The following is a 24,733-nucleotide window of genomic DNA, read 5'->3' on the forward strand; positions in this document are numbered from 1 at the left end:
GATGTTTACTAAGTAACAGAAAAAAGGATGTCTTATGATTTCAGCAGCGATTGTCGGTGGCACAGGTTATACAGGTATTGAGCTCATTCGCTTATTATCTGCTCATCCTGAGGTATCTATTGATTTGCTAACCTCGCGTAGTGAAGCGGGTACACGAGCTGATGAGATATTTCCAAGCTTACGCGGTATCTCAGATATTGTTTTTAGCGACTTGGGTGATGATACGCTTGCAGCGCTGCAAAAGTGCGATGTGGTGTTTTTTGCGACACCGCATGGCGTGGCAATGAAGCAGGCTGAAGCGCTGACGCAAGCAGGCGTCAAAGTCATTGATCTTGCTGCTGATTTTCGTCTGCAATCATTGACGGATTTTGAGCACTGGTATCAACAGTCACATGCTTGTCCTGAGCTGCTAAAAACAGCTGTATATGGTTTACCTGAAATCAATCGTGATAAGCTTGCTGATGCTTTAGTCGTTGGTAACCCTGGTTGTTATCCAACCACTGCTATTTTGGGCTTAAAACCGATTATAGAGGCGCAAAATAAACAAGCCGTACAGCTTGTTGAATCGCGTATCGTTATCGATGCAAAATCTGGTGTTTCTGGTGCTGGACGTCAAGCCAAGCTTGCACTTAATTATGCTGAATCCACAGACAATTTCAAAGCATATAGCGTTGAAGGCCATCGGCACCTGCCCGAAATTGAGCAAGGCGTTGCGCAGTTATTGGATAGTAAATTCACCCATCGTATTCGTTTTTTACCGCATCTGGTGCCGATGATACGTGGCATGCTTAGCTCTATTCATATGGAGCTAACGGATGCTGGGGCTGCTATTGATTGGCAGCAAGCGTTTGAAAATGCCTATAGGTCAGAGCTGTTCGTTGATGTGATGCCAAAGGGTATCTACCCAGATACGCGCAGCGTGCGGGCCAGTAATCGGTTGCGTATTGCTGTTCATCAAGACAATGAACGCGCTGAGCTGACGGTTATCGTTGTTCAAGACAATTTGGTGAAAGGGGCAGCGGGACAAGCAGTGCAGAATATGAATGTAATGTTTGGTTTCGATGAATCAATGGGGCTAAATTTTGCGCCTATCGTTCCTTAAGAGAGATTTACTAAGGAAAAAATCCTTCATATTTATGGCGCTAGGTATTGATTATGAATTCCGCTATAATAACTTGCCCTTCCTGTTAAGAGATACTGTCTAGATGCGTGTTAAGCTCGTACTACGCTTTTGCTCACGGCCAGCACGTTTATCGTGTCAGGCTTCTGTTCCAGATAATGTGGGACGTAGACTGTATTCTCCTAAAGAATGTGATCGCTTAGTCAATAATATTAGTAGCACACAACGAGGGGCGTCTACGCTGGTATTGGCACTGTTTGTTGTGGCCATATTAGTGACCGCAGTGGTGGGGTTGATATTTGGACATAAAATCGGCTATCAGCGCGGATTTCATTCCATAGAAACCGAAACCAAGCAAGCAATGATTAATAGTAGCGAGGCCGTCCAAGAGCTTGAGGACTTACGGATCAGTAATAAAATCGCGACTAATCAAGCCAGCACTGCTAAACAAGAGCTGGCCATTAGTTTGGCGAATCTGGATGAGCTTCGTGAAAATCAGCAAGAACTGACAGTGGAAAACAAACAAGTCTCACAGCTCAATGAGCTATATGCTGAATTTCTGAGTGAAAAGGGTGGTATGCCATTACATATATTGGGTGCCAAAATTCAACCCTTGCCTGAAAATGCGTTCGAATATGGTTTTGATATTGCGATGCTTAGTGAAGATGGTAAAGCCAAGCGCCTAACACCAGTACTAACATTGCTCAACGATGATGATTTTGTAGAAGTACCGCTAGATCCTTCCTCTTATACGATTGAAGGTATCGTCCGTATTCGCGGCCGCTTTACGATGCCGTCAGGCTTTAAGCCGCTACAAGCAAAAATCAGCTTACAAGCTGGTGGGAAAAAGATAGAACAGCTGTATGATTGGAAACTCGGTGATCGAGTTGATAATATGCCGCTCTCGCTTTTAGACTTACCAGAAGTCGATGAAAGCCCGATTGCGCCTTAGTCGTTTTAATGGTTGTTGGCTCTGACAGTCTATAGCTTTTGATGATCTAGAACCGCGATGTCCAACCAATCTTAGTATTATTTCTGCCAATCTATTTTAATAGCGCTTTATCCTATTATAAATATACTTATTAATTTGTATTCTAACTATGATAAAACAAAAAAACCTACAAGCGATGCCAGCCGTATCTGATTGGCACTTCCCAAATATGCCTGCTCACCGTGCGCAAGACGGTGATACAGATGGCGAAACGTCGCCACAAGCAGATGTATTGGTGGCAGAGCCAGAAGTGGCCAAGCCGCCAATGTATGCCGTTATTATGTACAATGATAACTATACGCCGATGGAGTTTGTCGTCTATATTTTACAGTCAGAATTCCGTCATAGTATGGATTCTGCGGTTGAGATTATGTTGACGATTCATCATAGCAATAAGGGTATTGCGGGTATTTATCCTAAGGATATTGCGGAAACCAAAGCCAAGAAAGTAAACAGTCTGGCTCATCGTGAAGGCTATCCATTATTAACTCAAATAGAACCACACCAAGGTGAGTAGCAGGGTCTTCTTGATTATGAGGTTTTCTTGATTGTAATGCTAGGTTCTAGGCTCGATTTTTGATTCTTTTGCTTTACAGCTTTCTCTGTTTTACCCTTTCAAACCGTCTGCATATGTTATGAATATCACCCTCATAGCGTGAGCCTGGCAGATATTTTTAGCCAATAATTGCCTAAAAAACTTCTCTTAAACGATGTCGATGGTTATTGTTTCAACCTTGATTTTTCTACAAAGAAGCCCCACATATTATACTACACCGTCAAATAGTTGTTTGAAGCGTGTGTTGTCTATCATCTATATCTTCGTTCATTATTTTACTGCCAACCTCTCTTTTATTTGCCCAGCCCTAATATACTGTTATTTCTGTGCTTATCGATAAGCAGCATGCTTTGATACATTTTAGACTGCGTTAATAGATTGACTCTTCTTAAGTATCGTGTTGAGATAAAGAAAAGCTGAAAACAACACTCAAGTCATGGATGCGGTCATTTAGTAATGTCTCTTAATAATAAATTATTGCCCTTGAACAATCCATCTATCGCCCTGATTTACTTACTAACTCATTCATAAAGCTATCAATTATAAAGATAGGTATAACCGTAGGAAGTCGTTATGTTAAGTCGTCATCTTGAAGTTTCTTTACGTTTAGCAATGACACTTGCGCGTCAAAAATCGCATGAGTATCTCACTGTTGAACATCTATTACTGGCCTTATTAGAAAACACCCATGCGGCAAATACATTGACTGCCTGTAATGCTAATGTTTCAACGCTGCGTAGCGAGCTTGAGGCCTATATCAACAAGCACACACCAACAGTCGACGTAGATACAGAGCAGTCGCCGCAGCCAACCCAAAGCTTTGATCGTATCCTGCAACGCGCTATTTTCCATGTACAGTCTATTGGTGGTGGTCGCCTCGTCGAAGGTTCAGATATTTTGGTCTCTATGTTTTCAGAGCATGATACTTATGCGGTTTATTTGCTTAAAAAGCAGGGCATTAGCCGCCTTGAGCTGACCCAATATCTATCACATGGTCAAGATAAAGACGAATCATCTGAGCCACGAGTTTCTATGACGGGTGAGCGCCGCAGTGCCTCAGAAAAAACCAGTAAAGACCCATTAGTCGAGTTTGCAACCAACTTAAATCAGCGCGCGGCTGAAGGCAAAACCGACCCATTGATCGGCCGCGGTCCTGAAATTGAGCGCGCTGCACAAGTTCTGTGTCGCCGCCGCAAAAACAATCCGTTGTTGGTCGGTGAGCCTGGTGTGGGTAAGACTTCAATCGCTGAAGGTCTAGCATGGTTGATTATCAATGAAAAAGCACCAAAGCCGCTGAATGGCTGTGTGATTTATAGTCTTGATATTGGTTCGTTGATTGCTGGCACTAAGTATCGTGGTGATTTTGAAAAACGCATGAAATCACTGCTCGATGCACTCAAGAAAAAGCCCAATGCAATTTTGTTCATTGATGAGATTCATATGATTATTGGCGCAGGGTCGTCGATGAGTAGTAATATGGATGTATCAAACTTGATTAAGCCCGCACTTGCTAATGGCGAGCTGCGTTGTATTGGTTCTACGACATTTACCGAGTATCGTCAGGTTTTTGAAAAAGATCATGCATTGTCACGCCGTTTCCAGAAAATTGATGTCAAAGAACCTAGTGTCGATGACAGCATCGATATTTTACGCGGTCTCAAACCACGTTACGAAGAGTTCCATAATGTTGAATATACTGATGAGGCCTTGGTAACTGCCGTTCAATTATCAGCCAAACATATTCATGAGCGCTTTTTACCAGACAAGGCGATTGATGTCATTGATGAAGCGGGTGCTTATAAGCGTTTAGGCGTGATTCCTGATGCGGATGATATCGATGCAGAACAAAGCTTTATTGCTGATTTAGAGCAAGATTTTGATACACAGATTGATGCTGACGAAGAAGGTGTTGATAGCGATAATGCTGATAGCACTGTAGGTAATGAAGCTATTGATAACGAGATGCGGGATGAGGCCAATACGGCAAAAGCCGATGACCGTGCCAAGTTAGATAGTGAGTCAGATGATAAATCAAAAGTGTCGAAAACCAAAAAGAAACCACCGATGAAAATCGATGTGGCAGACATTGAAGCGATTGTTGCCAAGCTTGCGCGTATTCCACCCAAATCAGTATCGAGTGATGATAAGAGCATTCTTGAACACTTAGATCGTGATCTTAAACATTTAGTGTTTGGTCAAGATGAGGCAATTGAAACTTTAGCCGATGCGATTAAGCTATCGCGTGCGGGTCTAAAAGCACCAGATAAGCCTATCGGTTCGTTTATGTTTGCTGGGCCTACAGGCGTGGGTAAAACAGAAGTCTCACGTCAGTTGGCAAACCTACTGGGCGTTGAGCTAGTACGCTTTGACATGTCAGAGTATATGGAAGCGCATACTGCTTCACGTTTGATTGGTGCACCCCCAGGCTATGTTGGCTATGATCAAGGTGGTTTGTTGACCGAAAAAATCAATCAGCATCCACATTGTGTCGTATTGTTTGATGAAATCGAAAAAGCGCATCCCGATGTCTTTAACTTGTTGCTACAAGTGATGGACCACGGTACGTTGACCGATAATAATGGTCGGGTTGCTGTCTTTAAGCAAGTGATTGTCATTATGACCACCAACGTCGGTGCTGAGAGTATCAGCCGCTCGTCTATGGGCTTTACTCAGCAAGATCATAGCCGTGACAATACTGAATCGCTCAAACGTGTCTTTACCCCTGAATTCCGTAACCGTCTCGATGCGATTATCCAGTTTAATCCTCTTGATACGTCAGTCGTTGTATCTGTAGTCGATAAATTCTTGGTTGAGCTACAAGTCCAGCTAGATGATAAGCAAGTGACCTTAGAGATCGATGATGATGTCCGTGATTACTTGGCTGAAAAAGGTTATGACCGTCTAATGGGCGCACGTCCAATGCAGCGTTTGATTCAAGACGAGATTAAAAAACCATTAGCGAGCATGATTTTATTTGGTGACTTAGTGAATGGTGGTGTTGTACACCTCACTTTAGAGCCAGAAGAGGTCGATGAACAAAATAGTGACGCTGTGAAGCTAGATAAATATAGTGAGAAAGCTTCGGATAAAGGTTCAGCGGACAGTCGCATTATCTTGACGGTCGTTGAAACTCATGAGCCTCATCCAGACTCTGAATCATTAGCCAGCTAATTTTTAGCCTATGTGTTATAAAAACGGTTATCCTATTATTACGGTAGCCGTTTTTTTATTGCTACCATTCGTTTTAAGATGAGTCGTGATGTACTAATATAAGATATTCTCTTCTCCTATAACAAATAAAACAGGACATATTATGGAATTGTTCGATGAACAGCCAGCAAAGACACAAGCGCAAAAGCAAGTGATTTTAGACAATGTGCGCCTGCCAGAAGACTGGAAAGAAGCGTTAGCGGAAGAATTGACCTCTGATAATATGGATAGCCTGCGTGCGTTTTTAAAAGAAGTGTACCAATCAGATGATAGTATTTATCCACCAGCGCCGCTGATGTTTAATGCCTTTAACCTAACGCCTTTATCACAGGTTAAAGTCGTGATATTGGGGCAGGACCCTTATCATCGACCAGGGCAGGCGATGGGCTTATCCTTTTCTGTACCCAAAGCGATCCCAAAGCCACCGTCTCTTAACAACTTATTGAAAGAGATGGCAGATGATATTGACACTAGCTATTCAGCACATGGTGATTTGACCTATTGGGCAGAGCAAGGCGTTTTGCTATTAAACAGCTCATTGACGGTAAAAGAAGGCGAGCCAAACAGCCATCAAAATAAAGGTTGGGAGCAGTTTACCGATGCGGTGATTGATGTGGTTAATGAGCAAACAGAGCATACCGTATTTATTCTGTGGGGCAGTAAAGCTCAGAAAAAAGGCAAGTATATCGATGCTGATAAACACTTAATTCTGACTGCGGTACACCCATCGCCATTAGCTGCTAACCGTGGTGGTTTCTTTGGCTCTAAACCATTCTCTAAAACCAATGATTATCTAAAACAGTATGGTCAAACACCCATCGATTGGCAGTTACCGCAATAAATGATAAATTCTCTACATCACCAATTGCCGCCTTATTATTTATCAGATAGCTTATCCATCGATGGAACGTTCATAAGCGAGCAGCTTAAAACCAGTACATTCTGGTCGGTTGACGATGTTAAATGGATGCAACAAGCGCTGAAACTGGCTAAAAAGGGCGCTAAGTATGGGGAAGTTCCTGTAGGAGCGATACTGGTGCATCAGCAGCAAGTCATTGGCCAAGGCTTTAATGAGCCAATTGGTCGCCATGATGCAACGGCTCATGCTGAAATTGTGGCGCTGCGAGATGCCTGCGCACGTCTAAAAAACTATCGCTTGCCGCTACAGACGACCCTATATGTGACCTTGGAGCCTTGTACCATGTGCATAGGTGCACTGATTCATGCAAGAGTCGATAGGCTAATCTATGCAGCGAGTGAGCCGCGCGCTGGCATGGTTGGCAGTCAACTGAATCTGCCTGAGCAACCTTTTTATAATCATACTATCGAAGTACATAAGGGCTTGTGCGGCGAGCATAGCAGCCAGATGCTCAGAACGTTTTTTCGTGAGCGCCGAAAAGTGGCAAAAAATAAAGCCAGTATGCCTCATTAACAATGATATCAGTCTTGCTGCTAGTGATAGGCAGGTTTCTTTGCTATAATATTGCCCTATTTGATGGTGAAGTGGCTAAGTCGCTGTCAAATGTTTGATATATAAGTAAATATTGCTTTGTTATTAATATGCAAAAAGCCATACAAGTATCGCCTACTATTAAGTGAGTATTATGACTGTCTCTACTACTGATCGCTCTACACTTAATAGTGACGATGACCGCCAGGCTCAAATAGTGCGTTACCCTGTTATCTGTATTGACGGCCCAAGTGGTGCAGGCAAAGGCACAGTCACGTGGCGTTTAGCACAGACCTTAGGGTATCAGTTGCTAGACTCAGGGGCGTTATACCGTATTGTCGGACTCAAGGCGTTTGAAGCGGGGTTGATTACAGCAGATGCTAGCCAAACAATTGACGAAGCCGCGCTATTAGAATTGACTCAAAGCTTGCAGATTGTATTTGAGCCTAATACTGATTCAGGGCGTGTCGATATTGTTGTGAACGGTGAAGCAGTCGGTGAGCAAGTTCGCAACGAAACCGTTGGTGGTTATGCCTCACAGGTGGCGGTTTATCCAACAGTACGACAAGCGCTGTTAGCTTTGCAGCAAGATATGGCAACGCGCTCAGGGTTGGTTGCTGATGGTCGTGATATGGGTACGGTAGTGTTTCCAGATGCTGATGTTAAAGTGTTTTTGACTGCCAGCGCCCAAGCACGTGCTGAACGTCGTGTATTACAATTAATAAAAGCAGGTCAACAGGCTAATTATCAGGCAATTTTATCAACCATTAAAGCCCGTGATGATCGTGACGAAAATCGTCAGACGTCACCTTCTAAACCTGCAAAAGATGCTTTGCTACTTGATAGCTCAACATTAGATGCTGATACTGTTTATGAGCAAGTTAAAAGGCACTGTCAGGCGAAAGGTATTTGTTTTAATAGTTAATAAAAACAACATAGTAAGCACTAAAAAGCTTACAATGAGGATGGGTTTTAGTATAATATTATAGTAGTAATAGTTTGATAGTCTTTAGGTAGGCATCAAAGATGCTATCTAAAAGGCTCTGTTTAAAAAGTATAAAGATTAAGAATATAAAATTTTTTGATGTAAAACCATTGTTGCTAGTGAGTTTTCTGAACCATTTGCTTATTACCAACAATCGTTTTTATATATGATTGCATAAGATATAAAACCAGTATTCTCGTTTTATGCAGTCATAAATTTGATCCGTACTGTGCTGGACAGGATACGGCTATACAAAGGTAGACATAATGGAATCATTTGCTGAACTATTTGAAGCGAGCATTGAAGAGCAGGGTCTGGATATCGAGCGTGGCTCGGTTATTACAGGTGCTGTTGTGGCCATCGATAACGATTGGATCACAGTAGATACTGGTCTTAAATCTGAAGGTATCGTCGCTCGTGAAGAGTTTTTAAGCGAAGAAGGCGAACTTGAAGTTGAAGTTGGCGATAGCGTTGATGTCGTGGTTGAAGCGGTTGATAACGGTATGGGTCAAACCTTACTGTCACGCGAAAAAGCCAAACGTGTTGAGACCTGGAATATCCTTGAAAAAATCTCTGACAATGATGAGATCGTAAAAGGTATTATCTCAAGCAAAGTTAAAGGCGGTTTCACTGTAGATATCGGTTCAGTACGTGCGTTTTTACCAGGTTCATTAGTAGATGTACGTCCTATTCGTGATACGACGCATCTTGAAGGTAAAGAGCTAGAGTTCAAAGTTATCAAGCTTGACCAAAAACGTAATAACGTTGTGGTAAGCCGCCGCGCTGTTATGGAAGCTGAAAACTCAGCTGAGCGCGAAGAGCTACTGAACAAGCTTGAAGAAGGTATCGAGATCGAAGGTATCGTTAAGAACCTAACTGATTACGGTGCGTTCGTTGACCTTGGCGGTATTGATGGTCTATTGCACATCACTGACATGGCATGGCGTCGTATCAAGCACCCATCTGAGGTGGTTGAAGTTGGTCAAGATCTAAAAGTTAAAGTATTGAAGTTTGATCGTGAGCGTAACCGCGTTAGCCTAGGTCTAAAACAACTTGGTACTGATCCTTGGGACAACGTTGGCGGCACATACCCAGTAGGTAGTGTTGTTAAAGCACGCGTTACTAACCTAACTGATTATGGTTGCTTCGCTGAAATTTCTGAAGGTATCGAAGGTCTAGTACACGTATCAGAAATGGATCATACCAACAAAAACATCCACCCATCAAAAGTAGTTCAAGTGGGTGATGAAGTTGAAGTAATGATTCTTGATATCGACGAAGAGCGTCGCCGTATTAGCTTAGGTATCAAACAGACTCTAGCCAATCCATGGGATGAGTTTGATAAGAAACATGAGCGCGGTGATAAAATCACTGGTACGATCAAATCAATCACTGACTTCGGTATCTTTATCGGTCTAGACGGTGGTATCGATGGTTTGGTTCATCTATCTGACATCTCTTGGAACGAAACTGGCGAAGACGCTATCCGTAACTACAACAAAGGCGACACCGTTGAAGCAATGGTATTGTCTGTAGATGCAGAAGCAAACCGTATTAGCCTAGGCGTGAAGCAGTTAAGCTCTGATCCATTCAACGAATACCTAGTCGGTAACGACCGTGGTGCTATCGTTAATGGTAAAGTAAAAGAAGTAGACGCTAAAGGTGCTACTATTGAGCTTGCTGATGAAGTTGAAGCGTATCTACGTGCCTCTGAGATCCAACGTGACCGCGTTGAAGATGCAACTAAGCATCTGAGCGTTGGTGATGACGTTGAAGCTAAGATCATCAGTGTTGATCGTAAAACACGCAACATCAACTTGTCTATCAAAGCGAAAGACGAAGCTGAAGAGCGTCAAGCGATTAAAGATCTAGGCGGCGCAGGTACTACTCCAGCTGCAGGTTCTGATGCACAGCCAAAAACCATTGGTGACTTGATCAAAGAACAAATGCAGTAAGTTATTGATATAAAAGTAATATAAAAAAAGCGACCCCGGTCGCTTTTTTTTATGAGTGAATTTTGATATTGCTATTAGGGTTTTGCCCAAATGGGTAAACTCTTATTTCCATTTACACTAATATCCGCTATCATTTACAACATCGAGTAACGAGATGTACACCTGAATTTGAATCATTATAAGTTAATAATTGGCTTAACGAGTAAACTTACCGCTGTTAGCATAATTTATGTGGTTTGGACTCAAAATGATCTTATCCATCAATCAACAAGGCAAGCGTAATAATGCAGCAAGCGATTAATAAGTCCGAATTTATTAGTAATTTGAGTGCGAACTGTGACAACATAACGGATACCGTTGTCGATGATGCAGTGCGTGAAATATTAAATTTGATGACCCATACTTTAGCCAATGATGGTCGGGTAGAAGTGCGTGGGTTTGGGAGTTTTTGTCTCCATCATCGCCGTGCTCGTTTAGGGCGTAACCCTAAAACAGGGGAAAGCGTCCCCGTACCCGCCAAGGCTATCCCACATTTTAAGCCGGGTAAAGCGCTACGCGAAGCAGTCAATGATACCGTTGCAAATAGCTAGTGTAGCCATAAATCATAGAGTGAGTAAGCGTGCTCTATGAAATGATTTGTCAGCTATCTTTGTGACCGTCCTGCTCTTAAAAGATTAATAATATTTCAAACCGAGGTATACGTCTCATGCGCTTTTTACTATTTGTATTACTGTTTTTGAGCTTTGCTTATTCTCTGGGTTTGGTATTGGCAAATAATACGGAAGTCGGCGTGAATTTGCTGTTTTCGCAAGCACCGACGATGAACTTAGGGTTGCTACTGATCCTCTGCCTGATACTTGGCATCGTCATTGGTATTTTATTAGCGTTGCTCATTTTCCGTGTTTTACAAAACAAGTGGGAAATTTCGCGTTTACAAAAGGCGAACGCCAATTTGCAAGAACAGATAAACCAAGCCAATGTCGTTATTGATCGTCAAGCGAATTCGCCAACAGTAGACGAAGCCGTCTATGGCGCCACGGCTGAAAACGTACAGAATGGCATAGCAGATAATAATGACGAAGGTGCAAGCTTAACCAAGAAAAAGCGAGATTATTGATTGGGTAAATAGTCAATCTGTTGCTGATAAATCGTCTTATAATTATGTGATAAACCTGATATAAAGTGGCATAACCATGAACAACACAATTAGCTCTCCAGTCATCGTCGCATTAGACAATATGACTAAGGATGACTCTCTAGCACTCGCTGACCAATTAGATCCGGCGTTATGCCGATTAAAAGTAGGTAAAGAGCTCTTTACCCGCTGTGGCCCTGACATAATCAAAGCATTACATCAGCGTCGGTTTGAGGTGTTTTTAGATTTAAAGTTCCATGATATCCCGAATACCACAGCGCAAGCAGTATTAGCAGCTGCTGAGCTGGGAGTATGGATGGTAAATGTCCATGCAAGCGCCGGCTACGATGCGATGTCATTAGCAAAGCAGCGTTTGTTAGATGGAAACTTTGAAACACTGTTGATCGCAGTCACCGTATTGACTTCTATGGATAACGAAGCACTCATGCAAACGGGTATCACTGACGGTCTAGATGCACAAGTGAGCCGCTTAGCTCAATTGACTAAGCAAGCAGGTCTTGATGGCGTGGTGTGCTCAGCACAAGAGGCAAAAACGCTCAAGAAATTGTGCGGTGATGATTTTAAACTGGTGACCCCAGGTATACGCTTGCCTGATGACAAGACAGATGACCAAAAGCGCATTTGTACTCCAAAACAGGCATTAAGTGATGGTTCTGATTATCTGGTGATTGGGCGTTCAATTACTCAAGCTGCAGACCCTTCGGCTAAATTGCAGACGATACTTAAAGGTATTTAATACTTCATAATGCACCAGGAAAAGTAAAAATGACAGCCTAAGCCGCTGTCTTTTTTACTTTTTGCGGGTAGGTAAAAAAGTGCTAAACTATTTGGGTTTATTTAAGAATATTGGAACATATGAAATTACAGATTTTGAGTGACTTACATATTGATAGTTATGCGCGTCAGTCACATCCGATGGGACACATCCCCAAAACCGACGCAGATATCGTACTAGTGGCGGGAGACACTGCCAATAGTGATAGTGGTATGCCGTGGCTACAAGAGCAAGCAGAGCGCTTACAAGTCCCTCTTATCACCATTGCTGGCAACCATGAGTATTTCAATGAAGATGTACTACATTTCGATAAAAAGCTGGCGACTTGGGACAATTATAATGCTGAATCAAAAACTGGCGTTCGCGTTTTGCAGTGCCAGCATATTGATATTGGCGAAGTAAGAATCTTAGGCTGTACACTTTGGACTGACTATCAGTATCAAGCTAATGAAGACACTATGGCAGTTGTTACGCGGTTTATGCGTGACTATAAGCAAATCTATGCTGGTAGCGAGTTATTTTCACCTGAAGTATCTATGCAGATTCATGCTAAGCACCGTCATTGGTTAAAACAAGCATTAATAACCGCTAAAGAGTTGGGCAAAAAAACTGTAGTCATGAGTCATCATAGTATTAGCCCGTTATCTGTATCTGAGAAATTTGCTGACTTACCGAGTAATGCTGCTTTTGTCAGTGATTTTTCTGCATGGATGCATGAAGATTGGGCACCAATATTATGGGTACATGGTCATACCCACGAAGCATTTGATTATCAGATTAATAAGACACGCGTGATCGTCAATCCACGTGCTTACCCCAATGAGGTTAGCAGTACGGCATTAGCGTTTGCATGGGATAGAGTGATTGATATTGGCGAATAGGGGACTTTTTGAGGACGTGCCTCAATTTCTCTGCTATTAGAGCGTGTCTTCCATTCAGCTTGCTTATATTGCAACTGAATTTATATTTAGTTCATTACTCTCAGAAAATCTGCTAGTCTTGTGTCATGAGTAAAACTTCTAATAACCCCTTATCAAAACCATCTGTTGAGAGGCTTGGGAATCACATCCCAAGTGCGCCAGCACCTTCTCACCTGCCTGATAGCATGATTTCTTCGGTCAGTTTATTGCCTAAAGATAAGCGCCTTATTTTATTTACTAGGCACTCTCTACGTGAGCGTTCTGATGGTAATGGCTTTGCCAGTTATCAGTTGCCACTGACGCCTAGAGGTCGTGTGCTGGCAAAATCTTGGGGCCGTTGGTTATCAGGACATCTGCCGTATTCACTCGATGTCGATAGTATCTCAAGCCCAATAGGGCGCTGTATTGATACTGCACAGTTGATGCAAGAAGGAGCAGGGCTGCGTCGAGATATTGCGCATCAGTCGTTACTGGTCGAACCTGGCAGCCTCGTGACCGAACCTGATATAGCCAATCCAATCTTTAAAGAAATTGGTGTGCTCAACTTTATTAATCGATTCTTACAAGGCAATCTTGAAGGCACTAAAAATGCCTATCAAGGGGGACTTGATATTTTATCGCTATTTTATCAAAATCAGCCGCAAGACGGGCATCTCATGTTGGCTGTCAGCCATGATACCTTGTTGTCTGCATTCTTAGCAGTGATGTTTGATGTGAGTGAGATTGACTGGAACGATTGGCCAAAGATGATGGAAGGGGTGTTTTTGTGGTTTGATGATAAGCCATTTGAACAAGCCAGCGCCTACTTTGTCTGGCGCGGTGAGGTTTATGTGCGTCCGATTCATACTTTGTTGGATGGTTACCGCGCGGCTGGGTTTCATCCTAACAAGTTGCTATTGCCACCAGAGGTTAAGTGGACATAAAATCTTTCTATTATGTGCTGAAAGGGATATTTTTGAGCAGGCATAAAAAAACCTTGCCCCAGTATTAGAACCAGTGACAAGGTTTTCGTCATGATGCTCTCAAAGCATCATGGGGTCCAAACAATACAAATCTTAAGCTTGTAGGCCTTTGATTGTTTTATTTAGGCGGCTCTTACGACGAGCAGCTTTATTCTTATGAATAATACCTTTGTCGGCCATACGATCAAGAACCGGTACCGCTTTTTTGTAAGCTTCGGTAGCCGCGTCATAATCTTTAGCAGCGATAGCCGCGTCAACACGTTTTAAGTAAGTACGAACCATAGAGCGTTGTGACGCAGAGTCCTGACGACGTTTGGTGTTTTGACGGGCGCGTTTACGAGCTTGTGCAGTATTAGCCACGCGTATCTCCTTGATAAAGACAGATAAAAATATGAATGTTGATTACAATAATGGGTTTAACAATCATCGGTGACGAGCAGCCGTCTCGTCAAACATGATGTCGATGTCTAATATTAAAGTATCTAATATCAATAGGAACATCGCAAGCGCCAGAACTGTTTGGAATAATTAAACAGCGTTGACGTGTAAAGCCGGTTATCTTAGCAAATTATCGCGCTTAGAACAATATATTTGATGATTAATGCTTAAAGAAGTTGTGTCCCTATATGGATAACTGTTTTTTAGGGTGTTTATTGAGCCATTCTTTGTATCGTCGATACTAAAATAACGCTGATACTAAATAACATAGGTACATGATGTTAGACGTGCGACTGGTATAGATTGTTCTGGCTTGCTGTGCCTACGCTGCAAAACCTATGTCTTAAATGAAAGCCTTCCAGTCCCGCAGTGTTTTTTTATATCGAATAGGTTGTCATTATGGTTATAAAAAATAGTGTTGGTTCAATAAGCCTCATTACTGATAAAATCTCTTACAATAAATTCTGTAGAATAGCGTCAGTCTTCTGTTAATTTAGGTATGATACTAAATCAAGGATTTTCTAACACCCCCTCTTCTCATCTTGGTAAAGTTCTCCAACACTATATAAATGGGTAGGATATGCAGCGAAAAGCAATTGTAATTGGCGCGACAGGACTGGTAGGGCAGCATCTTGTTAAGCAGCTTAGTGAGCTTTATGATACGTTAATTGTGATTGCACGGCGACCGCCACGCTATATCAATGCCTGCATGCGCTTTTATCAGGTGAACGATTTTGAAAACTTGGCTGAAATATTTGCAAATGTTGGTGTTGATCGAAATACGGATGCTTTTAGCTGCCTTGGCACCACAAAAAAACAAGCGGGTAGTGATGAGGCTTTTCGTAAAGTAGACCACGACTATAATGTAAATTTTGCCAAATTGTGCCAAGATAAAGGCGTTGAAAACTTCTTTTTATTGTCCTCAATGAATGCCGAGGCCGAGAGTCGCTTTTTATACAATCGGGTAAAAGCTGAAACTGAACGTACTATTATGGCGTTAGATTTTGCACAGCTAGTCATTTTTCGCCCTTCATTATTATTGGGTAAGCATAAAGGTCGGCCACTGGAAAGTATGGGTCAAAAAGCCTTTCAGCTTATCTCGCCGCTGGTGTCTGAATCGCTTTCACTGCACCCCATTTCTGCGAAACGTGTTGCCAATGCCATGGCTATGAGCGCGCATAGCATTTATGAGCGCAGTAAGTATCGTACCGAACCGATGATTAGAACCACGGAGATTATCGAAAATAAACAGATGCTTGCGATGACCCGAGTAAAACATTAAGCTATCAATGAGCCTGGGTTTTGAAATGGCTTAACCCACTAAATAGCCTAATCAAGAACGATGTTTCCATAGTTAAAAGTAGGATTAAATTAAAAGTACGATTAAAAACATAATTAAAGACAAGGAGTCTAACCATGCCAGAAGCAACAACGATGAATAAAGAAAACTTTGTAACTTGTGATTTGTTGGATGCCAACCCTGAATCACAAGTGTGCTTGCCCAATATTGAAGGTAAGTCGTTTTATAGTTTTGGCGGCAAGGACAAGTTTTGCGGTGAAATTGTGACGGTTAAATGCTTTGAAGATAACAGCCGTGTCAAATCACTACTAAACAGCAATGGCAAAGATAAAGACGGCGATGGCAAGGTTTTGGTCGTCGATGGTGGCGGCTCTATGCGTTGCGCGCTGTTAGGCGACATGATTGCCCAAGCAGCCATTGATAATGGCTGGGCGGGTGTAGTCGTATATGGATGTGTTCGTGATGTCGATGATATGGCACAGATGGATGTTGGCGTAATAGCATTAGGCTGTATCCCGCGCAAATCGACTCGTCGCGATGAAGGTCAGACTGATATTGAAATCAGCTTTGGTGATTTAGTATTAAACTCTGGTATGTTTGTTTATGCAGACAATAATGGCGTTATCGCTAGCGACAAACCTTTAATATAAGGGTGAAGCGAAACTTGGTTTTTTAAGGGGTTGTTGTTAGCCCTATAGAATAAACCACTACAAACACAGCCAATAAAAAATCCCAGCCTGTCAAAAGCTGGGATTTTTGCGTTTAAATAACTGATAAGTTTCTAGTTTTTGCAGGCTTTTAGAGAGTCGTTTTTAAATATGACCACTTCTAAACCTAGCTACTTTCAAACTCTGCTATCAATACTTTTCTAATTCTGAAAGCATCTGTTCACGAGCCTTGTAAATACGGCGTAACCCTAACCATAGACTGATACACATGATAATCAACAGAAAGGTGAAGGGTAGACCGGTACTAACAGAGCCTGCTTGAATGGTGGTTAGCGCCTCAGTACCGCCACCATAAAGTAGGGCAATGGCAATACAGCCTTCGGCAATCGCCCAAAATACGCGCTGCGACATCGGTGATTCAAGCTTGCCGCCTGCCGTGATAGTATCGATGACCAATGATCCTGAGTCTGATGAGGTCACAAAAAACACCATCACTAAAATAACAGCAATCAATGAGGTAAAGGTAGCCAATGGCAAGTTATCAAGCATCTGAAACAAGGTTAGCGAAGCATCGCTAATGCCACCTGATAATTCACCCATTTGATTGGTATATTGACTGAGGCCTGTTTGTCCAAATACGGTCATCCAAACGATAGTGACGATAGTAGGCGCTAGCATTACCGAGATAACAAATTCACGTACCGTACGCCCTTTAGAAATACGCGCAATAAACATCCCTACGAATGGTGACCAGCTGATCCACCAAGCCCAATAAAATATAGTCCAAGTATGGAAGAAGTTACTGTCGCTGCGGCCTACAGGGTTGGATAAGGGAATGATATAGCTGATATAATCAACCGCTGTTGCGCCTATTTTAACGAGTAATCCTAAGGAGTCGCCGACAAAAAAGACAAACAATAATAGCAAGGCCGCTACGATCATATTGATATTACTTAAAAACTTCACCCCGCCATCGATACCGCGTGCCACAGATATGGTTGCCAGACCGGTCACCAATATAATGATGATCATCTCAAGAGTATTGCCGGCAAAGTCCCAGCCAAATAGGTAGTTCAATCCGCTCGCCGCTTGTTGGGCGCCTAGACCAAGAGACGTTGCTAAGCCAAAAATAGTAGCCAATACAGCCATCACATCAATAATATGCCCCGGCCATCCCCAGGTTTTTTCTTTTAGTAGAGGATAAAATACCGAGCGCATGGTCAAAGGGAAACGAAAGTTATAGGCGAATATGGCCAATGACAAGCCAACTACTGCATACACAGCCCATGGGTGTAGCCCCCAATGGTACATGGTCGCGCCCATTGCCGCTCTAAAGGCTTCGGGGCTATCGGCTTCGACACCAAGCGGCGTACCCGCCCAGCCACTGGCGTATGCTAAAGGTTCAGCAACGCTCCAAAACATCAGGCCAATGCCCATACCCGCCGCGAACAGCATGGCCAACCATGAACGTCGGTTAAAGTCGGGTTTGGCATTAACACCGCCAATCCGAATATTGCCATAGGGTGAGACAATGAGTAACAGGCAGAATACCACCATGATGTTGGCGGCGCTGATAAAGAACCAATCAAAACTATTTACCACCCAATTTTTAGTACCATTGAGCCATAATTTAGAGACATCGGGAAGGATTAAGGTGAATAATACAAAGGCAATAACCGCAAGAGCGGTGACGAAAAATACTGGGTTATGTAGCTCCAACCCAAGAATATTAATATTGTTTTCGCCAACCTCATGCTTGGTGGTATAAAGCCTACGTTGGAATTTATCGAGTAAAACTTTGGGGATTTTTTTGTGCTCTTTCATAGGTAATAAAGATCCTGATTTTAGCGAAGGGGCACTTTTTTAGGCGCAGATATAACATCCTGTGTTGATATATGAACTTTTTTGTAAAAAAGCAAACTATGTTAACAAAATACCTAGCCTTGTCAAATGAGCACGCAACCCTGTTATGGTGGCTATAAATCTCAGTGGTCAGAAAGAGTAATCCGTTGTCAAATAATCAGCAGGCGGATGACAAGGCAATAGACTAAGTGACAAACCGTTACGGCATAAATTTTGGTAATTGCTAAAATATTCGTATAATAGCTTTCTGACTCTTAACGTTGACCCTATCCTTTATGCCTATCACTGCTTTGACTGACGCTTTTGACCCTATTAACCAGCAGTTATTCCCTATCCAAAATGCCCAGAGGCGTTGGCTAGCACCTGTGCATGGTGCGGTCAGTAGTTTGTGGCTGGCAAGCTTGGTGCAAACACCGATATGGGATATTGCTGATCGGCTAAAGGTCGTGGTAACCCGCGATCAAAATCAGCTTAATCAAATAGAAACAGAGTTGGCATTTAGTGGGGTCGATGCTTATGTGTTTCCTGATTGGGAAACGCTGACTTATGATGAGCTGTCACCGCATCAGGATATCGTCAGCGAGCGTATCAACCTACTAACTGACATGCCCACCTCAGGCGTGTTGCTAATATCAGTACAAGCGCTGATGCATCGCGTGGCACCGCCCAGCTGGCTGATTGGACAGCATTTTGATTTAAGTGTGGGTGATCGATTTGATATTAATACCCAGCGTACATTACTAGCAAAGGCTGGCTACCGGGCAGTAGAAAATGTCTTTGAGCCGGGTGAGTTTGCGGTACGGGGTAGTATCATTGATATTTTTGCGATGGGGCAGCCGTTTCCGTTACGTCTAGATTTGTTTGATGACGAGATTGAAACGATTCGTTTTTTTAATCCGCAGACCCAGCGCACATTAACCGTTGACGACCTGAAAACCATGATGAGTGGCAACGATAATAGTATGGGCAAAGAATCACTGTCGCTACTGCATAAACTGCCAGATATCTCAAAACCCATTCAACAATTCCAAATACTACCGGCAAAAGAGTTTCCACTCGATGAAGGGCGTGAGACGTTCCGGACAAATTTTGCCGCGATGTTTCCTAATGCCAGTAGCCGTAAGTTTGAGCTGCACAAAGATGTGATGGCGGGTATCGCGAGTAGTGGACTTGAATACTATCAGCCATTATTTTTTGATTTAAAAGATTGGGAAAACGAGAGCAGTTTGTTTTCTTACTTGCCAAGCGATGCTTTATTTATTACTGATGAATTGATTAACGAAAAACAGGCAGATTATTGGTCACAAATCCAGCGCCGCTATGAAGAGCGTCGTCATGATATTGATAAACCTATCGTTGCCCCTGAGTTATTATATTTATTGTCTAATACGCTTAATGAACATCTCAATCATTATCCACGCGTGATACTTAGTGCGCGTGATGAGCTAGCGACAATGACAGATGTCGCCGCGATCGATAGTGACGATTTATCATTAGAGCTTGAGCAACAACCAAATAAACAGCAAGGTTTAGTGACGCTTAGTGCTCAAGAACCACCTCAGCTAGCAGTGAACCATCAAAAATCTGAACCTCTTACGGAGCTATTGGCATTTTTAGAGCTACAAGCACAAACCGCGGCACCAGTATTGGTGGTTGCCGAAACAGCGGGTCGCCGTGAGATTCTTATTGAGCTGTTTAAAGGCAAAATTGATATCAAAGCCTATGACAGTTTTGAAGCGTTTTTAGCCGCTGATAAAACGCGCGCGCTTAACGATAAAAATTTACCACAGGTTGGTCTAACCGTTGCACCCATTGAGCGCGGGGTATATGTCCCTGAGCGCTTGGTGCTGATTAGTGAGACACAATTATTTGGCCGGCAAGTACTGCAAACACGCCGTCGTCGCCAAAGCGGTGTGTCAGAAGAGTTCTTAGTTAAAAGCGTGACCGAAATAACGGATGGCAGTCCTGTGGTCCATATCGAACACGGTATTGGGCGTTATAACGGTTTGATTACGCTAGATGTCGGTGATGGTGAGCAAGAGTTTATTCATCTAAAATACGCTGATGATGCCAGTATTTATGTGCCAGTCGCTAATTTGCAAATGATTAACCGCTATAGTGGCGGCGACCCTGCGCTTGCGCCATTACACAAAATCGGTAGCGGCAAATGGGATAAGGCTAAGCAAAAAGCGTTAGAACAAATTCACGATGTTGCCGCTGAGCTTCTCAATATGCAAGCACGGCGCGAAGCCAAAGTAGGCATTCATTTTAAAATAGACCCATCGCAATATGAGTTATTTGCCAGTCAATTTGCTTTTGAAGAAACGCCTGACCAAGCCAATGCCATCCATGCGGTTATGGAAGACATGAGGCAAAACCAACCGATGGATCGCCTTATCTGTGGCGACGTGGGTTTTGGTAAAACAGAAGTTGCGATGCGCGCAGCTTTTATTGCGGTCAGCGCCGGCTATCAAGTGGCTGTATTGGTGCCTACGACATTGCTAGCAGGTCAGCATGAAGACAATTTCCGCGATCGCTTTGCGGATTGGCCAGTACGTATTGAAACGCTCTCGCGCTTTGGTGGCAAAAAGCATCAGGAAACGGTTTTAACAGACCTCGCAGCAGGCAAGGTCGATATCGTTATCGGTACGCATAAACTATTACAACCTGACGTGAAGTTTTCTAACTTAGGTTTGATGATTGTCGATGAAGAACATCGCTTTGGCGTGCGCCATAAAGAGCGTATCAAGGCGATTCAGACCGATGTGGACAGTATGTCGATGACAGCGACCCCAATCCCTAGAACGCTGAATATGGCGCTCTCTGGTATGCGTGATATGTCGATTATTGCTACGCCACCTGCCCGTCGCCTTGCGATTAAAACCTTTGTGATGCAAAAAACAGAAGCCTTGATGAAAGAAGCTATTTTACGTGAGCTACTGCGTGGCGGTCAGGTTTACTTATTACATAATGATGTGGCCAGTATCGAACGTATGGCAGAAACTATCCGTGAGCTGGTTCCTGAGGCACGAGTAGGGGTCGCTCATGGGCAAATGCAAGAGCGTCAACTAGAACAAGTCATGCAGCAGTTTTATCATAAAAAATTCAACGTACTGATATGCTCAACCATTATCGAAACCGGTATCGATGTGCCCAATGCCAATACGATTATTATTGAACGCGCTGATAAATTTGGCTTGGCGCAGTTGCATCAGTTACGTGGCCGCGTGGGTCGCAGTCACCATCAGGCCTATTGCTATCTACTCGTACCGTCTATTAAAGGACTTAAAGGCGATGCCAAACGTCGATTGCATGCCATTGAGCGCGCTAATACCCTGGGTGCAGGCTTTATGCTGGCCAGTGAAGATTTAGAGATTCGCGGTGCCGGTGAGATACTCGGTAAGCAGCAAAGTGGTAATATGCAGGCGATTGGCTTTAGTTTATATATGGACATGCTGGAGCGGGCAACAAAAGCAATCAAAGCGGGTAAGGAGCCTGATTTAAGCACACCACTGTCGCTCACCAGTGAAATTAACCTGCACAGCTCTGCGCTGATACCAGAAGAGTACTTGCACGATGTGCATCAGCGTTTATTATTTTATAAACGTATTGGTAATGCCGATGATAAAGAGGCGTTGACCGATATTCGCACTGAGATGATTGATCGCTTTGGTACACTACCTGATCAAACCAAGCATCTTTTTGCCATTCACGGACTGCGCATACAAGCAGAGCCGCTAAAGATTAATAAAATTGATGCCAATAGTAGTAGTATGACGTTAGAGTTCGCACCAGATACCCCAGTCGATGCTCTAGCTATTATTAAATTGATTCAATCAAATGGGCAGAACTATCGTATGAATGGCGCGTCTGGTATTCGCTATCAAGATGGCGATAAGCTTGAAACACCGCAGCAACGTGTGACCGTTATTCAGGAGTTGTTACACTATTTTAGCGAGCATATGGTGGCGGAGTCCGCTTAGCGATAAACCAATCATCGTGGTTAGATAAGACTAAGGTAATGAGTCGTGGTGCTATTTTATCGGCTGGATAACTGATAAAATAGTGATATCGTATTTTAAGCCTTTATTTTCAGCACTATATTGTTTTTAGCACTATGTTTTCAGAACTAAATCGTTACTTATTCATGTTTTATCCTTTTAAGTTTTTACCTTCTTTTATCTAAGCGTCATAACAAGAGAACCGTTATTATGTTCCAACTTCATCATAAACTTGCTGCCGATAGTTTTTTAGTGGGTGATTTCCCATTATCAACCTGTCGTTTAATTAATGATTGTCAGTTTCCTTGGTTGATATTGGTACCGCGCGTATCGGGTATCAAAGAATTGTATGAATTATCGGAGGCAGATCAAGCGCAGTTTTTGCGTGAATCGAGCTGGTTATCAAGCCAGCTAGCCAAAACTTTTCAAGCCGATAAAATGAATGTGGCAGCCCTTGGCAATCAAGTGCCGCAGCTACATTTCCATCATATCGTTCGCTATCAAAATGACATGCAATGGCCAAACCCAGTATGGGGCGTGCCTGCTGTTCCTTATACCAAAGAAGTGCTGGCACAAATGCAGCAAACTTTGATGATGGCATTACGTGGTCATCATCAAATGCCATTTGATTGGCAAATGTAATAAAGTTGAAGCAAAGGTTAAGGTATTTGACTGTTTCTGTCCTATACTGAATAGGTTTAGGAGCTATGAAAAGCCAGATAAGTATTATCTGGCTTTTCTATTTTTAGTTTAATTTTTGCTATTTGAACATGCTTTTAGTCAGGTTGTATGACAGGTGGTATGCTTTTAGTTATCAGTGACCTAGGTTTTATTACCTTTAAAACGTATAATATTGATTAGATAATCTATACTGTACTTATCATGAGAGGCCGTTGCTGAAATTATGTTCTCTTTATTTTTTTGATAATCTGTTTTGCTTAAGCGAACATCTCATATGCCTTTTTTAGATACGTTGAGACCGAAGCTACCTTCAGTAAATGAAGGCAGCTATCGGTTTGACTATCCGGAAGTATTTGTCTTAATCCTCACGGTCATACTTCTCGCTGTACATTTCAATTTTAATCCCCGCTCAATGGCACTTCTTGTCATTGTTTGCCTGCCAAGTTTAATGATCCTGATTTATAATTATCGACGCCAAAGCAGTTTTTGGACCTCTAATATTGTCGTTATTTTATTGGCAGTGGTGATAGGGTCGTTACAGTTCTGCGCTGTGATGTCTATCAGTCTAGCCGCCTTAATCAGCCTTCGCGTCATTATCAGCAATTCTGAGAACCAGCTTAAGCTCATTACTGTGTCGATAGTGACGGTTATTGCTTTTTATTATGTCAGTGTGACCTTAAACGGTCCCAATATGGACTGTTATGAAGGCTGGCTACCCTCTGTAGTACTATTAGCAACTATAACTGTCATTTTATACCAGTTTCGCTATGTTTATAGGGAATATATCAATCATGAAGCACGTGCTCATCAGGCAGTAGGGCGGCTAAGTACCATGGTATCGGTCATCAATAAATTGACGCGCTTTGTACCACCGCAGGTCTGGGAGCCAATTGTTAAGGAAGACATTCCCGTTAACGTTTCTAATAAGCGTGCCAAGCTGACCATTATGTTTTCAGACATTGTTGGTTTTACTGAACTTTCTGATAGCCTAAGCCCTGATAATTTGGCGGATATTTTGAATACCTATATGCATTGCATGACTTTGATTGCCAACAAGCATGGCGCCGTTTTGGATAAGTTTATTGGAGATGGCATGGTGTGTTTTTTTGGTGAGCCAGATAGCCGCGGTGCGCGCCAAGATGCTTTAGACTGTATTGCAATGGCAATAGATATGCGCCGTGAAATGCGAACTTTGAGGCAGAAATGGCGGTTGATGGGCTTTGAGGGGCTGTACATACGTATTGGCATCAGTACAGGCTATTGTCATGTTGGTAATTTTGGCAGTAACAACCGTCTTAGCTATACATTGATTGGTAAAGAGGCCAATCTGGCGTCAAGACTAGAGTCTAGTGCGGGTAAAGATGAGATATTGGTAAGCGAAAGTACTTATGATTATATTTGCCATAATTATGAGTGCCAGCATGCTGGCGCGTTTCAGCTAAAAGGATTTGATAACAAGGTAAACGCCTGGAAAGTATTTGATCCTGATACGCATAAGGGACATTTATCAAAGTGGGTTGACCACACGCTACCAGGGTTTAACTTGCATCTGAACTTTAAAGATATGAGTGACAGTGATTATCAGGATATCAGAGCGCGATTAAATTTTGCGCTTGAGCGTGTTGAGCAGGAGCAAGAAAAGGTAGCCACTGATATAGAAGCAGAAAGTAAACGTAGCGATAGCAACCCTAATTAAGCGCTC

Annotated in this window: 20 protein-coding genes; 18 read left to right on the top strand and 2 right to left on the bottom strand. The window is 42.8% G+C overall.

The features are described 5' to 3' along the window. Positions 1 to 34 precede the first annotated feature (34 nt). The 13 genes from argC (at position 35) to ACT3TU_RS02875 (ending at position 14,041) form a co-directional block, all read left to right on the top strand. A complete protein-coding gene (gene argC / locus ACT3TU_RS02815; RefSeq protein WP_192522467.1) occupies positions 35 to 1,102 on the top strand; it encodes an N-acetyl-gamma-glutamyl-phosphate reductase in 1,068 nt (355 codons plus the stop codon). Between the two features lie 103 nt (positions 1,103 to 1,205). Beyond that, positions 1,206 to 2,072, top strand: coding sequence for a hypothetical protein (locus ACT3TU_RS02820; protein ID WP_192522468.1), 867 nt, complete (start codon positions 1,206 to 1,208; stop codon positions 2,070 to 2,072). 148 nt (positions 2,073 to 2,220) lie between these two features. Then, complete coding sequence (locus ACT3TU_RS02825) at positions 2,221 to 2,628, top strand: ATP-dependent Clp protease adaptor ClpS (protein WP_192522469.1); 408 nt, start codon at positions 2,221 to 2,223, stop codon at positions 2,626 to 2,628. Between the two features lie 612 nt (positions 2,629 to 3,240). Further along, entirely contained in the window at positions 3,241 to 5,838 is a 2,598-nt protein-coding gene (locus ACT3TU_RS02830) for an AAA family ATPase (RefSeq protein WP_444784001.1), read from the top strand. A gap of 142 nt (positions 5,839 to 5,980) precedes the next feature. Beyond that, on the top strand, positions 5,981 to 6,718 hold the full coding sequence (locus ACT3TU_RS02835) for a uracil-DNA glycosylase (RefSeq protein ID WP_444784002.1): 738 nt from the start codon (positions 5,981 to 5,983) through the stop codon (positions 6,716 to 6,718). Continuing rightward, on the top strand, positions 6,719 to 7,309 hold the full coding sequence (tadA, locus tag ACT3TU_RS02840) for a tRNA adenosine(34) deaminase TadA (RefSeq protein ID WP_192522472.1): 591 nt from the start codon (positions 6,719 to 6,721) through the stop codon (positions 7,307 to 7,309). 172 nt (positions 7,310 to 7,481) lie between these two features. Further along, a complete protein-coding gene (gene cmk, locus ACT3TU_RS02845; RefSeq protein WP_192522473.1) occupies positions 7,482 to 8,252 on the top strand; it encodes a (d)CMP kinase in 771 nt (256 codons plus the stop codon). Between the two features lie 326 nt (positions 8,253 to 8,578). Then, positions 8,579 to 10,267: a 30S ribosomal protein S1 gene (rpsA, locus tag ACT3TU_RS02850; RefSeq protein ID WP_192522474.1), complete on the top strand. Its 1,689-nt coding sequence runs from the start codon at positions 8,579 to 8,581 to the stop codon at positions 10,265 to 10,267. Between the two features lie 284 nt (positions 10,268 to 10,551). Further along, positions 10,552 to 10,857, top strand: a complete 306-nt coding sequence (locus ACT3TU_RS02855) for an integration host factor subunit beta (protein ID WP_192522475.1) — start codon at positions 10,552 to 10,554, stop codon at positions 10,855 to 10,857. Positions 10,858 to 10,973: 116 nt separating this feature from the next. Continuing rightward, positions 10,974 to 11,384 (top strand): LapA family protein, encoded by a 411-nt coding sequence (locus tag ACT3TU_RS02860; protein ID WP_192522476.1) that lies wholly within the window; start codon positions 10,974 to 10,976, stop codon positions 11,382 to 11,384. A 76-nt stretch (positions 11,385 to 11,460) separates the two neighbouring features. Beyond that, on the top strand, positions 11,461 to 12,159 hold the full coding sequence (gene pyrF, locus ACT3TU_RS02865) for an orotidine-5'-phosphate decarboxylase (RefSeq protein ID WP_444784003.1): 699 nt from the start codon (positions 11,461 to 11,463) through the stop codon (positions 12,157 to 12,159). A 119-nt stretch (positions 12,160 to 12,278) separates the two neighbouring features. Beyond that, on the top strand, positions 12,279 to 13,079 hold the full coding sequence (locus ACT3TU_RS02870) for a metallophosphoesterase (RefSeq protein WP_192522478.1): 801 nt from the start codon (positions 12,279 to 12,281) through the stop codon (positions 13,077 to 13,079). A gap of 125 nt (positions 13,080 to 13,204) precedes the next feature. Then, positions 13,205 to 14,041 carry a histidine phosphatase family protein gene (locus ACT3TU_RS02875; protein ID WP_192522479.1) on the top strand — a complete coding sequence of 279 codons (837 nt, stop codon included), beginning with the start codon at positions 13,205 to 13,207 and terminating at the stop codon, positions 14,039 to 14,041. A 132-nt stretch (positions 14,042 to 14,173) separates the two neighbouring features. On the opposite strand, the gene rpsT is transcribed toward ACT3TU_RS02875, so the two are convergent. After that, positions 14,174 to 14,440 (bottom strand): 30S ribosomal protein S20, encoded by a 267-nt coding sequence (gene rpsT / locus ACT3TU_RS02880; protein WP_192522480.1) that lies wholly within the window; start codon positions 14,438 to 14,440, stop codon positions 14,174 to 14,176. Positions 14,441 to 15,098: 658 nt separating this feature from the next. Between rpsT and ACT3TU_RS02885 the strand changes: the two genes are divergently transcribed. Both ACT3TU_RS02885 and rraA read left to right on the top strand, forming a co-directional pair. Further along, positions 15,099 to 15,800 carry an NAD-dependent epimerase/dehydratase family protein gene (locus tag ACT3TU_RS02885; RefSeq protein ID WP_444784004.1) on the top strand — a complete coding sequence of 234 codons (702 nt, stop codon included), beginning with the start codon at positions 15,099 to 15,101 and terminating at the stop codon, positions 15,798 to 15,800. A 152-nt stretch (positions 15,801 to 15,952) separates the two neighbouring features. Further along, positions 15,953 to 16,468, top strand: a complete 516-nt coding sequence (gene rraA, locus ACT3TU_RS02890) for a ribonuclease E activity regulator RraA (RefSeq protein ID WP_444784011.1) — start codon at positions 15,953 to 15,955, stop codon at positions 16,466 to 16,468. A gap of 207 nt (positions 16,469 to 16,675) precedes the next feature. On the opposite strand, the gene ACT3TU_RS02895 is transcribed toward rraA, so the two are convergent. Further along, entirely contained in the window at positions 16,676 to 18,310 is a 1,635-nt protein-coding gene (locus ACT3TU_RS02895; RefSeq protein WP_444784005.1) for a BCCT family transporter, read from the bottom strand. Positions 18,311 to 18,624: 314 nt separating this feature from the next. On the opposite strand from ACT3TU_RS02895, the gene mfd reads away from it, so the two are divergent. From mfd to ACT3TU_RS02910, 3 genes are all read left to right on the top strand, one after another. After that, positions 18,625 to 22,332, top strand: coding sequence for a transcription-repair coupling factor (mfd, locus tag ACT3TU_RS02900; protein ID WP_444784006.1), 3,708 nt, complete (start codon positions 18,625 to 18,627; stop codon positions 22,330 to 22,332). Between the two features lie 228 nt (positions 22,333 to 22,560). Further along, complete coding sequence (locus ACT3TU_RS02905; protein ID WP_192522485.1) at positions 22,561 to 22,992, top strand: HIT domain-containing protein; 432 nt, start codon at positions 22,561 to 22,563, stop codon at positions 22,990 to 22,992. A gap of 313 nt (positions 22,993 to 23,305) precedes the next feature. After that, positions 23,306 to 24,727: an adenylate/guanylate cyclase domain-containing protein gene (locus ACT3TU_RS02910; protein ID WP_192528995.1), complete on the top strand. Its 1,422-nt coding sequence runs from the start codon at positions 23,306 to 23,308 to the stop codon at positions 24,725 to 24,727. Positions 24,728 to 24,733 lie beyond the last annotated feature (6 nt).

Origin of the sequence: Psychrobacter sp. AOP3-A1-26 (assembly GCF_052378235.1) — a bacterium.
Taxonomy (GTDB): domain Bacteria; phylum Pseudomonadota; class Gammaproteobacteria; order Pseudomonadales; family Moraxellaceae; genus Psychrobacter.